Here is an 18,021-nt window from a genome sequence, read left to right as displayed (position 1 = left end):
CGGGCGCCTGAGCGCCCGCGGGTATTAAAGGGCGACAGGGAACAGCCAGCCCAACAGCATCGCGCCGAGGATGGCGCCACCGGTAATCGGCTTCTGCCAGATGTAGAATAGCAGGGCACCTAACAGGGAACCGATGCCGATAGGAATCGACGCGGTCATGGCGCTGAGGATAATCAACGGCCCAAGGAAGCGGCCGGAGGCGTTACCGGCCCCCATCATCACATCCGCCCCGTAGGTGGAGTTGCTCTGGTTGATGGTGAACTTACGCGCCAGGATGATGATGTAACCAATCGCCAGGCCAATCACCAGGCCGGTTGCCAGCGAGGCAAGGAAGTTGGTCACCGGGAACATAATCCCCGCCCCCAGCAGCAGCGCCGGAACACCTAAGCCCACGCCGGTCTGGATCGCCCCGCCGATATCAAGGATCCCTACCAGGGAGCCTTCGATAATACGGGCGAACAGGAAGCTGGCGCCAAAGGCAGCAACCGCGCCGTAGGCACCGGTATCGATGCCCGCTTTCAGCATCGCCACGAAGGCCACTTCGTTAAAGGCACCGATGCCGTAGAGGTAGTACATGTGCGTCCCGGCGAACACGCCGGAGGAGAGCAGGCCAACGAAGATCGGAAACGACCAGTCGGCATACCAAAAACCTTTATTCTGTTCCATTTAGAGGCTCCTGTTACTTGCCGCTGAGCGAGTTGTGGATCATGTCGAGCCAGTTCGGCACGGTCAGATGGAAGGATTCAATCATCTTCATGTCGAAGCCGCGGAAGAAGCCGCTCAGCACGAACAGCAATACGATGGCGACCATCATCACTTTGGTGACGTGGTTCCAGCCGCTCTCTTCCACACCTTTACCGATCAGGATCCCCAGCACCAGGCCCGGTACGGCGTTACCCATGATCAGCTGCGCCGCGCCGCCAAAGACGGTGGCCCAGAAGCCCGATTTTTTACCCGCGTCGATAGCCGCCAGCCAGAAGATCACCGGCATCACGGTGTTCACCAGCAGGTTTGCGGCCGGTACCAGCACCTTCACGGCGGTGACCTGAAGCGCAGCAGGAACGGACGAGGCGGTGAGGTTCAGGAAGGTGACGACCATCATGCCGATCACACCGCAGGCTATCGCCATTTTGCGGGGATCGTGCAGCGTCTCGCCGACGTTACGGTTTTTGATCATCAGTGCCGCGGCACCCCAGTTCGGGATGATGCGGTGGTCAACGTCCTGGGTGAAGGAACCCGCCGCAACCGACGAGGCCCAGGCGTTGAAGAAGAAGCCTAACCCAAAGGAGAAGTGAGAGGCCGGATCCCCTTCACAGGAGTTCAGCTCCCCCAACGTACGAAATGCGCCCATACCCTGAGTGGTAGGCGCATGGAACATGCGTGCAGCCCCGGCGCCCACGCCGACGCCAACCAGGCCGCCGATGATGAGCGATTTTATTAAAATTATCAGGAACATTAGTCTGCCCTATTAGTAAGAATCAGCGTTGCGTGACAAAGTCCACCTGGTCCAGATTGATGGCAGTCACGTTGACGGTCACATCCAGCTCCACGCTGTAGGTGCGTCTTTCCCGGCGCAAAAAGAAGAACAGAAACGCCTCTTTACGCACCGCTTCTTGCGCCTGAACAACCTGCACATCCTGTGGCTCAATACGCAGTAAGATATGCGGCGATGCTTTCATCACCGCGGCCTGAACGTGGTTCAGCGCGTCGGCAAAGGCGCGCGCTTTGGCGTCACCCTTGCCTTTCACTCTCACCGTGGTGGTGAACTGTTCTTTCATGCTTATGCGCCGTGCTTCTTCTGCCACGCCTGTACCAGACGCTCGCCCAGCTCTTCTTTATCCATAAAGCCAAAACCGAGCACGTTGCAACCTTCGTTGATGGCGGTGACGCCCTCTTCCACGGAACGCATGCCGTACTTCGCTTTGTAGCCATATTTGGTCTGAGCGGTGATCGCCCCCGCGCCGCCGCTGCCGCAGAAGGAGATGCCGAAAGTGGCGTTTTCCGCCTTCATCACGTCACCCAGCTTCATGTCTGCTGCCACGCCTGGCACAACCACGGCACGACCACCCGCTTTTTCAACGCCTGCTGCAACCTTCTGACCTTTACCCAGGCGATCGCCGATAACGACTGTAATTTGTTCCATAGTGTTGCTCCTTAAAGGTTGTCTTTTGCGACTTCAAAGTGAACGGAGAGCAGCCAAGCTTCTTCATCAGGAAGGTTGCCAAACTGCGCCACGACTTCGCGGGCAAGCCGCATTGATTCAGGTGAAATTTCGTCGAACAGGTCAGCCTCAACTTCTGGCAGCGGCTCACCGGTCACCGACCGGTGCGCCATCGCGCGAACGTGGGAGGTGAGCATCTGCTCCTGAACGGCACTGGGGATAATGTGGTGATGACTAAGCAGAGTGAACGTCTGCTTGAGCATGGTGTCGGCGAGCTGTTCAGTTTGCGCCGCCTGGTCTCCAGTGTCGTTTATTACCGTTCCGTTAATCACTCGTCTTACCCCGTTATTGGCTCTGGGATAAAACTAACGCCGGGGGTTAATTGTTTGTAGCGAGTTCCTTTCCACTTCGAAGTGGAAAGGAACCCGGCGCCAGTGATCTGTGCCACATAATTGCGCTGAATGATGATAATTCGCTGGGTTTACGTGATGAATATCACGCTCCTGAGCGGGTAAAGCGGCGTTGTGGAAGTGAAAAAGTTTACGAGCAGACTCGTAGAAATGTGAGCTGGATAAGGTTTTCTTATGCGGATTGGATAGAGTGGCCGTGGGTGCTTGAGACTGACCGTCTCATGCATGGGACGGGAAGTGGAAAGCCCCGCCTGACTAAAAATCAGGGCGGGGGCTCGAAACGACACGTCACACCGTGGAGTTCGCTACCTCGCCCGCTTTAAAAGCAAGGAGGCATCCATGAAACGCAGAGATCCCAGTATCAGGGTTTTGATGATCATTTCTTTGACAATAATCATCTTAACGCTGGTGACGCGGAAAACGCTTTGCGAGATCCGTTTCCGAAACGGTTCCCTTGAAGTGATAGCGCAAATGGATTGTCGCTCCGGATTGTAGGAGCAAACAGGCGGAGGCGTTTAGTGCGCCTCCGCACACGGGAGAGGACGTAAGGCTCAGGCACCCATTAACGGTATTTTTTGTGATAAGTATTACGCGTGGTGACAAACCCATCGGCCGCCGCCTGTGCTTCTTTGACTTTGCCTTCGTTGGCCAGCTTCAGCGCGCCGTCAATCTGCCCCACCAGCGTCTCCAGACCGTGACGGAAATCTTTCATCTCCGCGCTGTTTTCCGCTTTGCCTTCCAGCTTCGGCGGGGTCTCTTTTTGCGCATCCACCGCAGCAGTACGCATTTTGGTCAGGGCGTCTTCCATTTCCGCCGCATTGTCCGTTTTCTGCACCACCTTCAGATTTTCGCTGAGGGTGTCCATGTTGTCTTCCAGGTCAGCCAAAACCGACGTACTCATTACCAGCGTTGAAGCTGCGACGATTGCTAACAGATGTTTACGCATTGCTCACTTCCTTTTTTATTATTAAAAAAAAGCGCACCGGAGTGCGCTTGAGTATTACTGGCCGGCGATCTTCATCTCCGGTAACAACACCGATCCACACTGTATATTACTGCGGGTTTCAATATCGTTGCCCACCGTCACGATATTGCGCCACATATCCTTTAAGTTGCCGGCGATGGTAATTTCGCTCACCGGATACTGAATTTCACCGTTTTCGACCCAGAAGCCGGACGCCCCGCGCGAGTAATCGCCGGTCACGCCGCTAACGCCCTGGCCCATCAACTCGGTTACCACCAGCCCGGTGCCCATCTCTTTCAGCATCTGCTCAAAGCTCAGGCCACGACCAGGTATCCTCCAGTTGTGGATGCCGCCCGCATGGCCGGTGCTTTGCAGCCCCAGTTTGCGTGCGGAGTAGCTGGTCAGCAGCCACTGGGTCAGGACGCCGTCTTTAATGATATCGCGACGCTCCGTACGCACGCCTTCGCTGTCGAACGGCGTAGACGCCAGCCCTTTCAGCAGGTGCGGGTGCTCTTCAATGGTCAGCCATTCTGGCAGAATTTGCGTACCCAGCGCGTCGAGCAGGAAGGTCGATTTACGGTACACCGCGCCACCCGCGATCGCCCCGACCAGATGCCCGAACAGCCCGGTCGCCACTTCATTGGCGAAGATCACCGGTGCTTTCATGGTAGACAGTTTTCGTGGAGCGAGGCGGGACAATGTGCGTTTTGCGCACTCCATCCCAACCCACTCTGGGGACTGAAGATCGCCCAGCGCGCGGCCAATGGTGTAGGCGTAATCACGCTCCATGTCGCCGTTCTCTTCAGCGATGACGCAGCTGGAAAGCGAGTGGCGGGTGGAGCTGTAGCCCTGCAGCATGCCGTGGCTGTTGCCAAACACCTTAATGCCGTAGTGGCTGTTAAAGCTGCCGCCTTCGGTGTTGGTAATGCGCTTATCGGCGTTCAGGGAGGCCTGTTCTGCACGCGCGGCGAAATCAATGGCTTCGTCAGGGGTCACTTCTGCCGGGTGGAACAGATCCAGATCCGGGGCCTCAAAGGCCAGTAATTCTCTGTCTGCCACGCCCGCATAAGGATCCGGGGAGGTGTAGCTGGCGATATCCAGCGCCGCCTGCACGGTACGCGCAATAGCGTCCGGGCTGAGGTCGGTGGAGGAGGCGCTGCCTTTACGGTTCTGGTGATAAACAGTAATCCCTAACGCGCCATCACTATTAAATTCAACGTTTTCCACTTCGCCATAGCGGGTGCTGACGCTCAGGCCGGTGGTTTTACTGACGGCGACTTCTGCCCCGTCGGATTTCGCTGACGCCAGCTCCAGGGCCATGGAGACGGCCTCTTCCAGTGCTTTACGCTGTGCTGCAACTTGTGAGATCACTTTCATCGTAAATGCCATAATGTAAGGTGTAGTTAGCTGAAGTCTATCAGAGAACCGTTTCTCAGTACGCGCCTAAACTGGTAAGATTAGCCTCTTTTTTTAAGGAGCCTGACATGACTAAGCAGCCCGAAGACTGGCTCGACGACGTTCCCGGTGATGACATCGAAGACGAAGATGATGAGATCATCTGGGTCAGTAAAAGTGAAATTAAACGCGACGCCGAAGAGTTAAAACAGCTTGGTGCGGAAATGGTAGAGCTGGGTAAGAACGCGCTGGATAAAATCCCGCTCGATCCGGATCTGCGTGCCGCCATCGAACTGGCACAGCGCATCAAGAAAGAGGGCCGTCGCCGCCAGCTTCAGTTGATTGGTAAAATGTTGCGTCAGCGCGACGTAGAGCCTATCCGCCAGGCGCTGGATAAGCTGAAAAACCGCCACAACCAGCAGGTTGCCCTGTTCCATAAGCTGGAGCAGATCCGCGATCGTCTTATTGATAATGGCGATGACGCCCTGGCGGAGGTGCTGAACCTGTGGCCAGACGCCGACCGCCAGCAGCTGCGCACGCTTGCCCGTAACGCCAAGAAAGAGAAAGAAGGGAATAAGCCGCCGAAGTCTGCGCGTCTGATCTTCCAGTATCTGCGTGAACTGGCGGAAGCCGAAAGTTAATCCTCGTGCATGCTGTTCGCCGGATGGCGGCGTAAACGCCTTATCCGGCCTACAAATGCGCACGAAATGTAGGCCCGGTAAGCGTTAGCGCCACCGGGCTTTTTTATTACTCTGCTACTGCTGCTTTCTTCGCCAGACCGTCCAGCAGCTTCTGATGGATCCCACCAAACCCGCCGTTGCTCATCACCAGAATGTGATCCCCCGGCTGAGCGGCTTTCACCACCATATCCGCCAGCACATCGACATCCGCACTCCAGTGCGCAGGTTGAATACAGGCGTCCGCGACTTCTGCGACCTGCCATGGAATGTGCTGCGGCTGCAGGAGGAAGACCTCATCCGCACGGCCTAACGACGGGGCGAGATCGTCTTTGCAGATGCCCATCTTCATGGTGTTGGAGCGGGGTTCCAGCACCGCCAGAATGCGTGCCGTGCCGCCCACTTTGCCGCGCAGAGCCGCCAGCGTCGCGAGGATCGCCGTCGGGTGATGGGCAAAATCGTCATACACCGTCACGCCGTTCGCTTCGCCGCGCAGTTCAAGACGGCGACGGGCGTTGATGAACGATCCCAGCGCATTCGCCGCGTCGGCAGGCAGCACCCCCACATGACGGGCGGCGGCAATCGCCATCAGGCCGTTATGCATGTTGTGTTCGCCCACCAGCGCCCAGTGCACCTCCCCGACCTTTTCACCGTCCAGCAGCACTTCCCACTGGGAGGCATCGTTGGTCAGTTTTTTCGCCTGCCAGTGGCCCTGCTCGCCCACCAGCTCCTGCTCGCTCCAGCATCCCATCGCCAGGGTCTGCTTCAGATTGACGTCGTTTTCCGGCAGGATGATGCGCCCCTGGCCCGGCACGATACGCACCAGGTGGTGGAACTGCTTCTGAATCGCCTTCAGGTCTTCGAAGATATCCGCATGATCGAACTCAAGGTTATTGAGGATCAGGGTGCGCGGGCAGTAATGAACAAATTTAGAGCGCTTGTCAAAGAACGCGCAGTCGTATTCGTCCGCTTCAATGACAAAGAACGGGCTGTCGCCCAGGCGGGCAGAAACGTCGAAATTCCCCGGTACACCGCCGATCACAAAGCCCGGCTTGTAGCCGCAGGCTTCGAGGATCCAGGTCGCCATTCCGGCGGTGGTGGTTTTGCCGTGCGTCCCCGCAACAGCAACAACCCAGCGATCGCGCAGCACAAAGTCATGCAGCCACTGCGGGCCAGACATGTAAGGAATGTTGCGCTCCAGCACGGCTTCCACGCACGGATTTCCACGGGTCATGGCGTTACCAATGATCACCAGATCCGGCTGCGGCTCCAGCTGGCTGGCGTCGTACCCTTCAATCAGTGAGATGCCCTGGTTTTCCAGCAGCGTGCTCATCGGCGGATACACATTGGCGTCCGAACCTGTCACCTCATGGCCAAGAGCGCGCGCCAGCATAGCCAGGCCGCCCATGAAAGTGCCACAAATCCCCAATATATGAATGCGCATACGTCACTATCCCTCTTCAATGTGGCGCACATTTTACGCATATGTCTGCGGCAGAGAAACGCATTTCAGGAAAATCTGTACCTAGCTGGCGCGATTCACCTCTGCGCGAAGATTTGAAAGTTTGTTAAGATTGTTGGGCATCAACAACTTTACTCAACATCCAATGCAGGGAAGGTGTTATGAAAACGTTAGGTGAATTTATTGTCGAAAAGCAGCACGAGTTCTCGCATGCTACCGGTGAACTCACTGCTTTGTTGTCGGCAATAAAGCTGGGCGCCAAGATCATCCATCGCGATATCAACAAGGCCGGTCTGGTCGATATCCTGGGTGCCAGCGGTGCTGAAAACGTGCAGGGCGAAGTTCAACAGAAACTCGATCTGTTCGCGAATGAAAAACTGAAAGCTGCACTGCGCGCACGCGACATCGTGGCGGGGATCGCCTCCGAAGAAGAAGACGAAATCGTAGTCTTTGAAGGGTGTGAACACGCAAAATATGTCGTTCTGATGGATCCTCTGGATGGCTCCTCCAACATCGACGTTAACGTCTCTGTCGGCACCATTTTCTCTGTTTACCGCCGCGTTACCCCTGTCGGCACCCCGGTAACCGAAGAAGATTTCCTGCAGCCGGGCAACAAGCAGGTTGCGGCAGGCTATGTGGTTTACGGCTCCTCCACTATGCTGGTCTACACCACCGGCTGCGGTGTGCATGCCTTTACATACGATCCGTCGCTGGGCGTGTTCTGCCTGTGCCAGGAGCGCATGCGCTACCCGCAGAAAGGCAGCACTTACTCCATCAACGAAGGGAACTACATCAAATTCCCGTCCGGGGTGAAGAAATACATTAAATTCTGCCAGGAAGAGGATACTGCCACCCAGCGTCCCTATACCTCACGTTATATCGGCTCCCTGGTGGCGGATTTCCACCGCAACCTGCTGAAAGGTGGGATCTACCTCTACCCAAGCACCGCCAGCCACCCGGAAGGTAAGCTGCGTCTGCTGTACGAGTGCAACCCGATGGCCTTCCTCGCGGAGCAGGCGGGCGGCAAAGCCAGCGACGGTAAAGAGCGGATTATGGATATCATTCCTGAGAGTCTGCACCAGCGCCGTTCGTTCTTCGTCGGCAACGATCATATGGTGGAAGATGTTGAACGCTTAATCCGTGAATACCCGGATGCCTGATGGTTGAGTTTGACCAGAAGGGGCCGCAAGGCCCCTTTTATTTTTCCAACGATTTATACCGGTGTTGGTATAAAGCTATATAAAAATGCTGCTGTAACCCGCTGAATCAATCCGTCATCATTACGGCGTTCAAATAGTGTTCAATGGAAATCAGCAGAAATGAAAAATCTCTCTCGCTCATCCACTGGGATCGACCTCAATCTGATTCCGGTATTTATTGAAGTCGTCAGGTGCGGGAGCATGGCCAAAGCCTCTTTACGTCTTGATATGTCCAGACCCGCCGTGAGCCTGGCGCTGAAACGCTTTGGGATGCTTTTTAATGCGCCGCTGTTTAACCGCAAGGGTCTGTTTCTTGAGCCAACGCCTTATGCGCTGCACCTGACCGCCGAGATGGAAAAGCTGCTGGGCTTGATCCACGACCATATCGCCAGCGCGCCGTCCATGGGTGAGAGCATCCCGACGCCTGCTGCGGCGCCGGAATGTGATAACGCTATGCCTGTTGCATCGACAGTTTAAAGGACGACATCGCCTCGATCAGCTCGCGGGACTGCTCTTCCAGCGAGCGCGTCGCGGCGGAAGACTGCTGGACCAGCGCCGCGTTTTGTTGCGCGGTTTCGTCCATCTGATTGACCGCAATATTCACCTGCTCAATCCCCCGGCTCTGCTCGTGCGACGCGTTAGCAATCTCACGCATCAGGCGGGTCATGCGCATCACCTCGGTGGCGATCTCATCCATGGTTTCACCCGCCTGCTGCGCCAGCTCGCTGCCTTCGCTGACGTGTGACTGCGAATCGCTAATCAGAGTGCGGATCTCTTTTGCCGCATCGGCGCTGCGGCTGGCGAGGATACGTACTTCCCCGGCCACCACCGCGAAACCACGGCCCTGCTCACCCGCGCGGGCGGCCTCGACCGAGGCGTTCAGCGCCAGGATATTGGTCTGGAAGGCAATGCCGTCGATAACGCTGAGAATATCGGCGATACGGCCGGCGCTGCCGGAGATGTCGCGCATCTTCTCAATCACGTAGCAGACCATTTCGCTGCCGCGATCGGCGGTATCAGACATCGTCTTCGCCACCTGATGCGCCTGCTCGGCGTTGTGGGCGTTCTGTTTCACCGTGGCGGTGAGCTCTTCCATGCTGGCTGCGGTCTGCTCCAGAGAGGTAGCGGTCGTTTCCGTGCGCTGGGCCAGGTGCATGTTACCGGCGGTCAGCTCCCGGCTGCCGGTGTCGATCTGCGAGCTGGCGTCGCGCACGCGCAGCACCGAGCCCATCAGCGACTGGCGCATCTCTTCGATGGCGGCATTCAGGCGGTTAAACTCCTGGCTGGCGGGCGCGGTCAGGGCGTGGGTCAAATCCCCGGCGGCCACATGTTCCAGCTGGGCGATGGAGGTGGAGAGCGGCTTGAGCAGCATATGGCGCAGGGCCAGCCAGGCCAGCACAATGATGCCCGCGGTCAGCAGCGCGGCGACAATAATCAGCATCATCACCTTACTTTTACTCGCCTGCACCGCCGCCACTTCGGCTTTGCCGCGGCTTTCGCTCCAGGTCTGGAAGGCCTGCATGTCGTTATCAAACTGACGCGCCACCGGCACCAGATGGTTCTCCAGCAGATCGTAATACGCATCGGCACTCTGCGCTTTCAGGGCGTTCTGCATCGGCACGATCCCCTGGGCGTTATAGGCCGCGAGGCTCGCCGCAACCTTCTTCAGCAGCGCTTCACCTTCTGGATCGTCCACTCCGCTATCGATCACGTTTTTCAACGTGGTTTGTGCCTGGGTGATTTCGTCATTGATGTTTTTCACCGACTTGGCGGCGTCATCCAGCAGGCCCACCTCCATCATGCGAACGGCCTGCCCCGCTTCGTTGCGCGCGCGCAGGATCAGGGTGTAGCCCGAATTGAGCTGCACCAGTTGCTCGCCCTGAAGATGATTAATGCGCTGCAGTGAAGCGGAACTCTGCGTGAGGGCATAAATGCCAATACCGCTAACGAGCAGCAGCAGGAGGGTCATGACGGCCAGTAACGAAAGCAAGCCGGTACGAATCGATAGCGTTTTCAGCATGATGTAATTTCCGGTAGCGAGATAAATCTGGACAGAATTAAGGGTTATCGGCCGCTACCGGAAAAGATTTAGACATTGCGAAAATTCAGCGGGTTACCGCTTGAGAGTGGTGGTGCTCACCCGGGTGACTGGCGAGCTCTGGCGGTTCTCCCACAGCACCGTCAGACCACGCTGCAGGGCGATAAAGATAAACAGCAGGATGCCAATCGCAATCTTGGTCCACCACGAACTGAGGGTGCCGTCGAAGTTGATATAGGTCTGGATCAGCCCCTGGATTGCCACCCCGAACAGGGTTCCCAGCACCGTGCCGACGCCACCGCTGAGCAGCGTGCCGCCAATCACCACCGAGGCAATGGCGTCCAGCTCCACGCCCACTCCTGCCAGGGCGTAGCCCGCCTGGGTGTAGATGGAGAAGACGATCCCCGCCAGCGTCGCCAGCCCGGTGGAGAGCATATAGATGCGAATGGTGGTACTGCGGGTGGAGATGCCCATCAGGTTGGCGGAGGTCGCGCTGCCACCGATGGCGTACACCTCGTTGCCGAAGCGGGTGCGGTGGGCAAGGAAGATACCGATCACCACCACCCCCAGCATGATCAGGCCAAGAATGCTCAGCCGACCGCCGCCGGGAATTTTCCACGCCAGGCTGGAGAGGGTGTCATAGACCGGATGGTTAATCGGGATCGACTCCTCCGACACCAGATAGCTGACCCCGCGCAGGAAGAACATCCCGGCGAGCGTGATAATAAACGCCGGGATCTTCAGGGCGTCGATCAGCAGGCCCATAAAGGCCCCGAAGGCGCAGCCCATCACCAGCACCAGCGGGAAAGCCAGCAGCGGGGAGATCCCCCAGTAGCCGATCGCTTTCGCCAGGAAGACGCCGGTAAAGGCGATCACCGACCCGACGGAGAGGTCGATCCCGCCGGAGAGGATCACGAAAGTCATGCCGACGGCAATGATCCCGAGGAAGGCGTTATCGGTCAGGATGTTGCAGATCACCCGCGTCGAGGCAAAGCCGGGGAACTGCGTCAGACAGTAGAGATAGCCCAGCACGAACACGCCCAGGGTGATCATTAGCGGTAAATTACGTTTTATCATGGCCACGCATCCCCTTAATAAGACTGATAAAGCGCGGCGACTGAACGATCAGCACGCAGAGCACCACTACCGCTTTCACCACCTGGTTGAGTTCCGGCGGAAAGCCGGACAGCAGGATCCCAGTGTTCATCCCCTGGATAATCAGCGCGCCAATCACCGACAGCAGCAGGTTAAAGCGCCCGCCCATCAGCGACCCGCCACCGATCACCACTGCCAGAATGGCATCCAGCTCCAGCCACAGGCCGGCGTTGTTGGCATCCGCCCCGCGAATATCCGCCGCAACAATAATCCCGGCAATGGCGGCGCATACCCCGCTTAAGACGTAGGTCAGCATCACCATCAGGCGGGTACTGACCCCGGCGTTTTTCGCCGCGCGAATGTTAATCCCCACCGCTTCAATAAACATCCCGAGCGCGGTTTTGCGGGTGAACAGCCAGAAGGCAATTAGCGTTACCACCACGATGATCACCGGCGTCGGGAAGAACAGCAGCGAACCGCTGCCGATCCACGCCAGATTGGGGGCGTTGAAGGTGACGATCTGCCCGGAGGTGATCAGCTGCGCCACCCCGCGTCCGGCCACCATTAAAATTAGGGTGGCGACGAAGGGCTGTATTTTGAGGATCGCGACCAGGATGCCGTTCCACAACCCCGCCAGCACCCCGGTGCCCAGGGTCACCAGCAGCACTACCGGCAGGCTGTGTCCGGCCACGGTCATCGAGGCCGCGGTGGCCCCGGCGATAGCCATCACCGCCCCTACCGACAGGTCGATCCCTCCGGTGGCGATCACCAGCGTCATGCCAATCGCCAGCAGAGCCACTGGCGCGGCGCGGTTTAAAATATCAATCGGGCTGCCGAACAGGCGGCCATCCTGGAGGATAATCTGATAAAAATGCGGCGAAACGAGGCTATCTACCAGCAACACCAGCAGCAGCGCAATGATTTGCGGCATACCGGTGGGCCAGCGGAAGCGGCGCTTCGGCTCGCCGGTCTGAGAAAGTGAACGTGGCATCACGATCTACTCCTTATGCCGCAATGGCGTTCATGATTGCCGGAACGGAGAGTTCGTCCAGCGGGATCTCGGCCACCTGCTGGCGGTCGCGCATGATGATCACCCGATCCGCGTAGCCCACCAGCTCCTCCAGCTCCGACGAGATAACCAGCAGCGCCAGGCCGTCGGCGCAGAGGGTTTCGATCAGGCGGATGATCTCCGCATGCGCCCCTACGTCGATACCGCGCGTCGGCTCGTCGAGGATCAGGAACTGCGGTTTGGTCAGCAGCCAGCGCGACAGCAGCACCTTCTGCTGGTTGCCGCCGGAGAGAAATTCGATCGGCTGTTCCGCACTCGGGGTACGGATCCCCAGTTGGCGAATAAAGCGCTCGGCAATGGCGTTCTGCTCTTTACGCGGGATCGGTCGCAGCCAGCCGCGCTGGGCCTGCAGGGCCAGAATGATGTTTTCGCGCACCGAGGCGGCGGCAATAATCCCGTCGGTTTTCCTGTCTTCCGGGCAGAAGCCAATCCCGAGGCTGGAGGCCTGATGCGGGGAGCGCAGCGCCTGGGGTTTGCCTTTGATCAGCGCGCTGCCGGTGTCGGCAGGCTTGATACCGAAGATCACCTCCGCGGTTTCGGTCCGACCGGAGCCCAGTAGCCCCGCCAGGCCGATGATTTCGCCAGGGCGCACCTCGAGGTTAAAGGGGGCAATGGTGCCCTTCCTGCCGTAATCCTTGAACGCCGCAATGGGTTTCTCGCTGAGCAGGGTACGGCCCGCACGCTGCAGGGCATTGGTTTCCAGCTCGCGGCCGAGCATCATTTTGACCAGCTCGATTTGCGGCAGCTCGCGGGTTTCACGGCAGCCGACAAAGCTGCCGTTACGCAGGACGGTAATGCGGTCGCTCACTTCGTACACCTGATCGAGGAAGTGGGTGACGAAAATCAGGCTTACCCCCTGATCGCGCAGCTGGCGCATCAGGGTGAAGAGCATCTCCACCTCCTGGGTATCCAGGCTGGCGGTGGGTTCATCGAGGATCAGCACTTTGGCGGAGAGATCGATGGCGCGGCAGATGGCGACGATCTGCTGCATCGCCACTGAAAAACGGTTCAGCGGTTCGCGCACGTCGAGAGAAAAGCCGTAGGACTCCATCAGTCTGGTGGCGCGGGCCTCCATCTCCTTGCGGCGCAAAAAGCCAAAACGCCGCGGCTCGCGACCGATAAACAGGTTATCGGCCACCGACATGTTCGGCAGCAGGTTCACTTCCTGATAGACCGTGCCGATCCCCAGCTGCTGGGCATGGGCGGTGTTTTTGGGCGATATGGCCTGGCCTTCCAGCCAGATGGTGCCGCGATCGGCATGATAGACGCCGGTCAGGGCTTTGATCAGCGTGGATTTCCCGGCGCCGTTCTCTCCCAGCAACGCCATAATCTCACCACGGCGCAGGCTGAAATCAACGTTATCCAGCGCTTTTACGCCGGGAAAGTACTTGCTCAATCCTTCTGTGCGGAGGATTTCCTGGTGTTGGTCTGTGGTCATACTGCTTCCCCCTCACCCTAACCCTCTCCCCGTGGGGGAGAGGGAATTTATCGTGCCAATGGTTAAGTCCCAGCTCCGCCCTGCCTTTCTCCCTCTCCCCTGCGGGGAGAGGGCTGGGGTGAGGGGCTTAGTAGCCCATATTTTTCTTCTTCTCTAACTCTTCTTTCGCGGTATCAGGCAGGTAGAGGGTGGATTTGGTGATGGTGACTTTTTCCGGCATGGTGCCGTCTTTCTTGAATTTTTCCAGCGCGTCGAAGGCCGGGCCTGCCATGTTTGGCGTCAGCTCAACGCTGGCGTTGGCCTCTTTGTCGATCATCGCTTTATAGATATCCGGCACGCCGTCGATGGAGCCGGTCAGGATATCGGTGCCCGGTTTCAGACCCGCTTCTTTAATGGCCTGAATGGCGCCGATCACCATATCGTCGTTATGGGCGTAAACCATGCAGATGTTTTTGCCGTTGTTCTCGGCTTTGATGAAGCTCTCCATAACCTCTTTCCCTTTACTGCGGGTGAAGTCGCCGGACTGAGAACGGATAATCTTGATGTTTGACGCTTTGGAGATGGCATCGGCAAAGCCTTTCTTACGGTCGATGGCCACGCTGGCACCAACGGTGCCCTGCAGCTCAACCACGTTACACGGCTTGCCATCCACCTGTTTCACCAGCCACTCACCGATTAATTTGCCTTCCAGAACGTTGTCGGCAGTGACGGTAGTCATATAGAGAGATTTGTCTTTTACATCGATGGAACGATCGAGCAGGAAGACCGGAATTTCGGCATCTTTGGCTTCTTTCAGTACCGGCTCCCAGCCTGTTGCCACCACCGGTGCAATGAAGATGGCGTCAACGCCCTGGGCGATAAAAGAGCGTACCGCTTTGATCTGGTTTTCCTGCTTTTGTTGACCATCCGCGATTTTCAGCGTGATGCCGCGCTTTTCGGCCTCGCTTTTCGCGACGTTGGTTTCAGCCGCTCGCCAGCCTGATTCCGAGCCGACTTGTGCGAATCCTACGGTTAATGGGGCGGCCATTGCCATAGACGACATGGCTACTGAAACTGCTGTGACAAGAAGTAAGCGCTTCCACATAAGAACGTCCTCGTAGGGTAGTTTATTGTTGGGTAAAAGGTGTTCTGCGAAAAAACTATAGACAATGCGAGATGTAACGGAGTGTGTTACATCACACTTCGAAGAAGTGAATAAAACGTTAATCACAAGTTTGTAATCGCTTTCATTGGACCATTAAAAAAGCGGCTGAGTTTATGGATTATCTTGTCATGATAAAGGGCTGATAGTGACATCAGGGAGCGGGTAATAGCGAAAACAGGCGAAGACATTCCGTGCCAGTTGGCTATAATACTCGCCACTTGATTACCAATCATTTTAAAGGACACAGACATGAGCTTACTCAACGTCCCAGCGGGTAAAGAACTGCCGGAAGACATCTACGTAGTTATCGAAATCCCGGCGAACGCTGATCCTATCAAATACGAAATCGACAAAGACACTGGCGCGCTGTTCGTTGACCGTTTCATGTCTACCGCGATGTTCTATCCGTGCAACTACGGTTACATCAACCACACCCTGTCTCTGGACGGTGACCCGGTAGACGTGCTGGTCCCAACCCCATACCCACTGCAGCCAGGCGCGGTTATCCGCTGCCGTCCGGTTGGCGTGCTGAAAATGACCGACGAAGCTGGTGAAGATGCGAAACTGGTTGCGGTACCGCACACCAAACTGAGCAAAGAGTACGATCACATCAATGATGTGAACGACCTGCCAGAACTGCTGAAAGCGCAGATCACCCACTTCTTCGAGCACTACAAAGATCTCGAGAAAGGCAAATGGGTTAAGGTTGACGGCTGGGACAACGCTGAAGCGGCAAAAGCTGAAATCGTTGCCTCTTTCGAACGCGCGAATAAGAAGTAATTCTTTCTGCGTGAAGAGAGCCCCGACTTGTCGGGGCTTTTTTATGCCCGCCAATTGTCACGAAACTGTCACATATCCACTTTCTCTACACGTATTAATGAGATAGCGCCTTTATCCTGCCCAAATCCCCCTTTGCTCCCTTAAAGTCTGTCTGTCGCGGGTCGATACCCTGTTCACGTGATCACGATCGCTTTATTCAACCAGGGAAATACCTGCTTCAGATGAAACTCAACACCCTTACAATTGGCCAGCGGCTGGGTTTGCTGGCCGCACTGCTGCTGCTTGCGACCCTTTTCACTGGCCTGCGCGGACTGGCTATTAATAACGACAGCCTGACGCAGCAGCAAAAGATTATGGCGATGGAGCAGTCCATCACCGAAAGCATCGATACCGCGCGTAGCGCCCAGGTGCAGTTCAAGATCCAGGTGCAGGAGTGGAAGAACACCCTGCTGCGGGGAGCCCAGGGGCAGGAGGCCTTCGATAAATACAAGACCGCCTTTAGCCGCGAGAGTCAGGCTACCCAGGCGTTGCTCACCCACCTGAGCGACCTGCTGCCTGAAATCGGGATGGATAATCGCGAGGTGCTGGCAACCCGTGAGATCCATGCCGGGCTGGAGCAGCAGTACCTGAAAGCGCTGACGGATTATCAGCCCGGGGATGTCACCAGCGCCCAGCGCGTGGATAAACAGGTCACCGGCATTGACCGCGAGCCCACCCGAATGATCGACGAGGTGGTTGCGAATACCCTGCAGCACGCAAAAGTGCTCCACCAGCAGATCGCTGACCAGAACCAGGCTCGCTATCAGCAGACCCGCTGGATGCTGGTCCTGACGATGGCATTAACTCTCGGCGCCGGAATGCTGGTGACCTGGTGGTTAATCCGCAGCATCACCCGCCCTTTGGCGCAGGCGGTGAACATTGCCCGTACTGTGGCGGCCGGAGATTTGCAGTCCCGCTTTACGGTCGCCGGTCGCGATGAGACGGCTGAGCTAATGCATGCCCTGCAGGAGATGAACATCAACCTGACCCGCATCGTCTCCGGAGTGCGCAGTGGCACCGAGACCATCGCCACCGCCTCGGCACAGATAGCCAGCGGCAGCCATGAACTCTCTTCTCGTAACGAAGCCCAGGCCAGCGCCCTGGAGCAGACCGCCGCCTCGATGGAAGAGCTGACCTCGGTGGTAAAAAGCAACGCTGAGCATTCGCGCACCGCCAACGATCTGGCCCGCGATGCCCGCCAGGTGGCGCGTCAGGGAGAAGAAGCCGTGGAACGTGCCATGCACACCATGAGCGAGATCCATAATTTCTCCAGCGAAATCAACGCTATCATCAGCATGATCGACAGCATCGCCTTCCAGACCAACATTCTTGCGCTGAACGCCGCGGTCGAAGCCGCCCGAGCGGGAACCGAAGGCCGTGGATTCGCGGTGGTGGCTGCCGAAGTGCGTGCCCTGGCCCAGCGCTCCGCCTCGGCCGCCAAAGAGATCCGCGTGCTTATCGATCGTTCCGTAAGCCGCATCGACGAGGGTAACGGTCAGGTCAAAGAGGCCGGAGCCGCCATGGCGGGTATTCTGCACAGCGTCAGCAAGGTAAGTGAGCTGATTGAGGCGATCTCGTTAGCAAGCCACGAGCAGAGCACTGGCATCGATCAGGTGAACGTGGCCGTTACCCATATGGACGCCGCCACGCAGCAAAACGCCACGCTCTCGCAGGAGTCGTCTGCTGCGGCGCAGGCGATGCATCGTCAGGCCGAACAGCTGCTGGAGACGGTGCAGATCTTTAAACTGCGCCAGGAAGGAGTTTAATAAAAAACAACGCCACCCGAAGGTGGCGTTGTTTATCTCAGTACTGGTCTCTGTCTAACCAGTTACCGCTTTCAATCAGCGTCAGGCCGTCGACCGAACGTTGGTACACATACATCCATGCACTGCCGTAGGGGGTCTGGATCAACCGGCGAGCGTATTCCCCGCCCTTGGTGCGCAAGGCATCAAGTTCGGCCAGCGTAGCGTTATCAATACGATAAACCTCACCCTGTACCGTTCCGTTCCCCGGAACCGCGCCTGGATAGTGGCCCAGACTGTACAACTGGTAGTGTTCAATATTGTAATTTCCCAGCAACTGGGCGTTGGTCATCCAGTGGCTGTTGCCTTGCTTGGTTCGTAAACTGCCGTAAACAAATATTCGCATTG

20 protein-coding genes are annotated in these 18,021 nt (G+C 57.3%); 6 read left to right on the top strand and 14 right to left on the bottom strand.

Annotation, left to right across the window (positions count from 1 at the left end):
- Nucleotides 1-24 precede the first annotated feature (24 nt).
- From G7090_RS02585 to G7090_RS02565, 5 genes are read right to left on the bottom strand one after another with little or no spacing between them, the layout of a single operon-like run.
- A complete protein-coding gene (locus G7090_RS02585) occupies nucleotides 25-666 on the bottom strand; it encodes a DUF4310 family protein (protein WP_106994094.1) in 642 nt (213 codons plus the stop codon).
- 13 nt (nucleotides 667-679) lie between these two features.
- Nucleotides 680-1,456: a DUF4311 domain-containing protein gene (locus G7090_RS02580; RefSeq protein ID WP_106994093.1), complete on the bottom strand. Its 777-nt coding sequence runs from the start codon at nucleotides 1,454-1,456 to the stop codon at nucleotides 680-682.
- 22 nt (nucleotides 1,457-1,478) lie between these two features.
- Nucleotides 1,479-1,778, bottom strand: coding sequence for a DUF4312 family protein (locus G7090_RS02575; RefSeq protein WP_006810338.1), 300 nt, complete (start codon nucleotides 1,776-1,778; stop codon nucleotides 1,479-1,481).
- Nucleotides 1,779-1,780: 2 nt separating this feature from the next.
- Entirely contained in the window at nucleotides 1,781-2,143 is a 363-nt protein-coding gene (locus tag G7090_RS02570) for an SFCGS family glycine-rich protein (protein ID WP_002437459.1), read from the bottom strand.
- 11 nt (nucleotides 2,144-2,154) lie between these two features.
- Entirely contained in the window at nucleotides 2,155-2,493 is a 339-nt protein-coding gene (locus G7090_RS02565; protein WP_166181422.1) for a glycine dehydrogenase, read from the bottom strand.
- 417 nt (nucleotides 2,494-2,910) lie between these two features.
- On the opposite strand from G7090_RS02565, the gene G7090_RS02560 reads away from it, so the two are divergent.
- A complete protein-coding gene (locus tag G7090_RS02560) occupies nucleotides 2,911-3,066 on the top strand; it encodes a Hok/Gef family protein (protein ID WP_156653786.1) in 156 nt (51 codons plus the stop codon).
- A 67-nt stretch (nucleotides 3,067-3,133) separates the two neighbouring features.
- Here G7090_RS02560 and cybC read toward each other — a convergent pair whose 3' ends face one another.
- Together cybC and pmbA are read right to left on the bottom strand one after the other, a co-directional pair.
- The gene (gene cybC, locus G7090_RS02555) at nucleotides 3,134-3,517 is read right to left on the bottom strand and encodes a cytochrome b562 (protein ID WP_166181421.1); all 384 of its coding nucleotides are present in this window, start codon (nucleotides 3,515-3,517) and stop codon (nucleotides 3,134-3,136) included.
- Nucleotides 3,518-3,571: 54 nt separating this feature from the next.
- Nucleotides 3,572-4,924 (bottom strand): metalloprotease PmbA, encoded by a 1,353-nt coding sequence (gene pmbA, locus G7090_RS02550; RefSeq protein WP_166181420.1) that lies wholly within the window; start codon nucleotides 4,922-4,924, stop codon nucleotides 3,572-3,574.
- A 95-nt stretch (nucleotides 4,925-5,019) separates the two neighbouring features.
- On the opposite strand from pmbA, the gene yjgA reads away from it, so the two are divergent.
- Nucleotides 5,020-5,571, top strand: a complete 552-nt coding sequence (yjgA, locus tag G7090_RS02545) for a ribosome biogenesis factor YjgA (RefSeq protein WP_106994089.1) — start codon at nucleotides 5,020-5,022, stop codon at nucleotides 5,569-5,571.
- Nucleotides 5,572-5,677: 106 nt separating this feature from the next.
- On the opposite strand, the gene mpl is transcribed toward yjgA, so the two are convergent.
- Entirely contained in the window at nucleotides 5,678-7,051 is a 1,374-nt protein-coding gene (mpl, locus tag G7090_RS02540) for a UDP-N-acetylmuramate:L-alanyl-gamma-D-glutamyl-meso-diaminopimelate ligase (RefSeq protein ID WP_166181419.1), read from the bottom strand.
- A 179-nt stretch (nucleotides 7,052-7,230) separates the two neighbouring features.
- Here mpl and fbp point away from each other — a divergent pair, with 179 nt between their 5' ends.
- Together fbp and G7090_RS02530 are read left to right on the top strand one after the other, a co-directional pair.
- Nucleotides 7,231-8,229: a class 1 fructose-bisphosphatase gene (fbp, locus tag G7090_RS02535; RefSeq protein ID WP_166181418.1), complete on the top strand. Its 999-nt coding sequence runs from the start codon at nucleotides 7,231-7,233 to the stop codon at nucleotides 8,227-8,229.
- A gap of 159 nt (nucleotides 8,230-8,388) precedes the next feature.
- Nucleotides 8,389-8,745, top strand: coding sequence for a LysR family transcriptional regulator (locus G7090_RS02530; RefSeq protein WP_166181417.1), 357 nt, complete (start codon nucleotides 8,389-8,391; stop codon nucleotides 8,743-8,745).
- Here G7090_RS02530 and G7090_RS02525 read toward each other — a convergent pair.
- The 5 genes from G7090_RS02525 to ytfQ all read right to left on the bottom strand — a co-directional run bounded on the left by G7090_RS02525 (nucleotide 8,720) and on the right by ytfQ (nucleotide 14,992).
- Nucleotides 8,720-10,288 carry a methyl-accepting chemotaxis protein gene (locus tag G7090_RS02525; protein WP_166181416.1) on the bottom strand — a complete coding sequence of 523 codons (1,569 nt, stop codon included), beginning with the start codon at nucleotides 10,286-10,288 and terminating at the stop codon, nucleotides 8,720-8,722. The genes G7090_RS02530 and G7090_RS02525 overlap by 26 nt on opposite strands.
- Nucleotides 10,289-10,381: 93 nt before the next feature.
- Nucleotides 10,382-11,383: a galactofuranose ABC transporter, permease protein YjfF gene (gene yjfF, locus G7090_RS02520; RefSeq protein WP_106994084.1), complete on the bottom strand. Its 1,002-nt coding sequence runs from the start codon at nucleotides 11,381-11,383 to the stop codon at nucleotides 10,382-10,384.
- The gene (ytfT, locus tag G7090_RS02515; protein ID WP_166181415.1) at nucleotides 11,370-12,395 is read right to left on the bottom strand and encodes a galactofuranose ABC transporter, ATP-binding protein YtfT; all 1,026 of its coding nucleotides are present in this window, start codon (nucleotides 12,393-12,395) and stop codon (nucleotides 11,370-11,372) included. Before ytfT ends, yjfF begins: the two co-directional genes overlap by 14 nt.
- Before the next feature lie 10 nt (nucleotides 12,396-12,405).
- On the bottom strand, nucleotides 12,406-13,908 hold the full coding sequence (gene ytfR, locus G7090_RS02510; RefSeq protein WP_166181414.1) for a galactofuranose ABC transporter, ATP-binding protein YtfR: 1,503 nt from the start codon (nucleotides 13,906-13,908) through the stop codon (nucleotides 12,406-12,408).
- Between the two features lie 127 nt (nucleotides 13,909-14,035).
- Nucleotides 14,036-14,992 (bottom strand): galactofuranose ABC transporter, galactofuranose-binding protein YtfQ, encoded by a 957-nt coding sequence (gene ytfQ / locus G7090_RS02505; protein ID WP_166181413.1) that lies wholly within the window; start codon nucleotides 14,990-14,992, stop codon nucleotides 14,036-14,038.
- A 309-nt stretch (nucleotides 14,993-15,301) separates the two neighbouring features.
- Here ytfQ and ppa point away from each other — a divergent pair, with 309 nt between their 5' ends.
- Together ppa and G7090_RS02495 are read left to right on the top strand one after the other, a co-directional pair.
- Nucleotides 15,302-15,832: an inorganic diphosphatase gene (gene ppa / locus G7090_RS02500; RefSeq protein WP_166181412.1), complete on the top strand. Its 531-nt coding sequence runs from the start codon at nucleotides 15,302-15,304 to the stop codon at nucleotides 15,830-15,832.
- 221 nt (nucleotides 15,833-16,053) lie between these two features.
- Complete coding sequence (locus G7090_RS02495; protein WP_166181411.1) at nucleotides 16,054-17,637, top strand: methyl-accepting chemotaxis protein; 1,584 nt, start codon at nucleotides 16,054-16,056, stop codon at nucleotides 17,635-17,637.
- Nucleotides 17,638-17,674: 37 nt separating this feature from the next.
- Here the strand turns inward: G7090_RS02495 and G7090_RS02490 are convergent, their stop codons facing one another.
- Nucleotides 17,675-18,019 (bottom strand): gamma-glutamylcyclotransferase, encoded by a 345-nt coding sequence (locus G7090_RS02490; RefSeq protein ID WP_166181410.1) that lies wholly within the window; start codon nucleotides 18,017-18,019, stop codon nucleotides 17,675-17,677.
- Between the last annotated feature and the right edge of the window lie 2 nt (nucleotides 18,020-18,021).

This window comes from Leclercia sp. 29361 (genome assembly GCF_011290365.1).
GTDB lineage: Bacteria > Pseudomonadota > Gammaproteobacteria > Enterobacterales > Enterobacteriaceae > Enterobacter > Enterobacter tamurae.
Note: the sequence above shows the minus strand (reverse complement) of the source record. Positions and strands in the feature narration are given on the sequence as shown.

Coding starts and splice junctions, on each gene's coding strand:
- G7090_RS02585 (WP_106994094.1), bottom strand. CDS start 666: ATGGAACAGAATAAAGGTTTTTGGTATGCCGACTGGTCGTTTCCGATC.
- G7090_RS02580 (WP_106994093.1), bottom strand. CDS start 1,456: ATGTTCCTGATAATTTTAATAAAATCGCTCATCATCGGCGGCCTGGTT.
- G7090_RS02575 (WP_006810338.1), bottom strand. CDS start 1,778: ATGAAAGAACAGTTCACCACCACGGTGAGAGTGAAAGGCAAGGGTGAC.
- G7090_RS02570 (WP_002437459.1), bottom strand. CDS start 2,143: ATGGAACAAATTACAGTCGTTATCGGCGATCGCCTGGGTAAAGGTCAG.
- G7090_RS02560 (WP_156653786.1), top strand. CDS start 2,911: ATGAAACGCAGAGATCCCAGTATCAGGGTTTTGATGATCATTTCTTTG.
- cybC (WP_166181421.1), bottom strand. CDS start 3,517: ATGCGTAAACATCTGTTAGCAATCGTCGCAGCTTCAACGCTGGTAATG.
- pmbA (WP_166181420.1), bottom strand. CDS start 4,924: ATGGCATTTACGATGAAAGTGATCTCACAAGTTGCAGCACAGCGTAAA.
- yjgA (WP_106994089.1), top strand. CDS start 5,020: ATGACTAAGCAGCCCGAAGACTGGCTCGACGACGTTCCCGGTGATGAC.
- mpl (WP_166181419.1), bottom strand. CDS start 7,051: ATGCGCATTCATATATTGGGGATTTGTGGCACTTTCATGGGCGGCCTG.
- fbp (WP_166181418.1), top strand. CDS start 7,231: ATGAAAACGTTAGGTGAATTTATTGTCGAAAAGCAGCACGAGTTCTCG.
- G7090_RS02530 (WP_166181417.1), top strand. CDS start 8,389: ATGAAAAATCTCTCTCGCTCATCCACTGGGATCGACCTCAATCTGATT.
- G7090_RS02525 (WP_166181416.1), bottom strand. CDS start 10,288: ATGCTGAAAACGCTATCGATTCGTACCGGCTTGCTTTCGTTACTGGCC.
- yjfF (WP_106994084.1), bottom strand. CDS start 11,383: ATGATAAAACGTAATTTACCGCTAATGATCACCCTGGGCGTGTTCGTG.
- ytfR (WP_166181414.1), bottom strand. CDS start 13,908: ATGACCACAGACCAACACCAGGAAATCCTCCGCACAGAAGGATTGAGC.
- ytfQ (WP_166181413.1), bottom strand. CDS start 14,992: ATGTGGAAGCGCTTACTTCTTGTCACAGCAGTTTCAGTAGCCATGTCG.
- ppa (WP_166181412.1), top strand. CDS start 15,302: ATGAGCTTACTCAACGTCCCAGCGGGTAAAGAACTGCCGGAAGACATC.
- G7090_RS02495 (WP_166181411.1), top strand. CDS start 16,054: ATGAAACTCAACACCCTTACAATTGGCCAGCGGCTGGGTTTGCTGGCC.
- G7090_RS02490 (WP_166181410.1), bottom strand. CDS start 18,019: ATGCGAATATTTGTTTACGGCAGTTTACGAACCAAGCAAGGCAACAGC.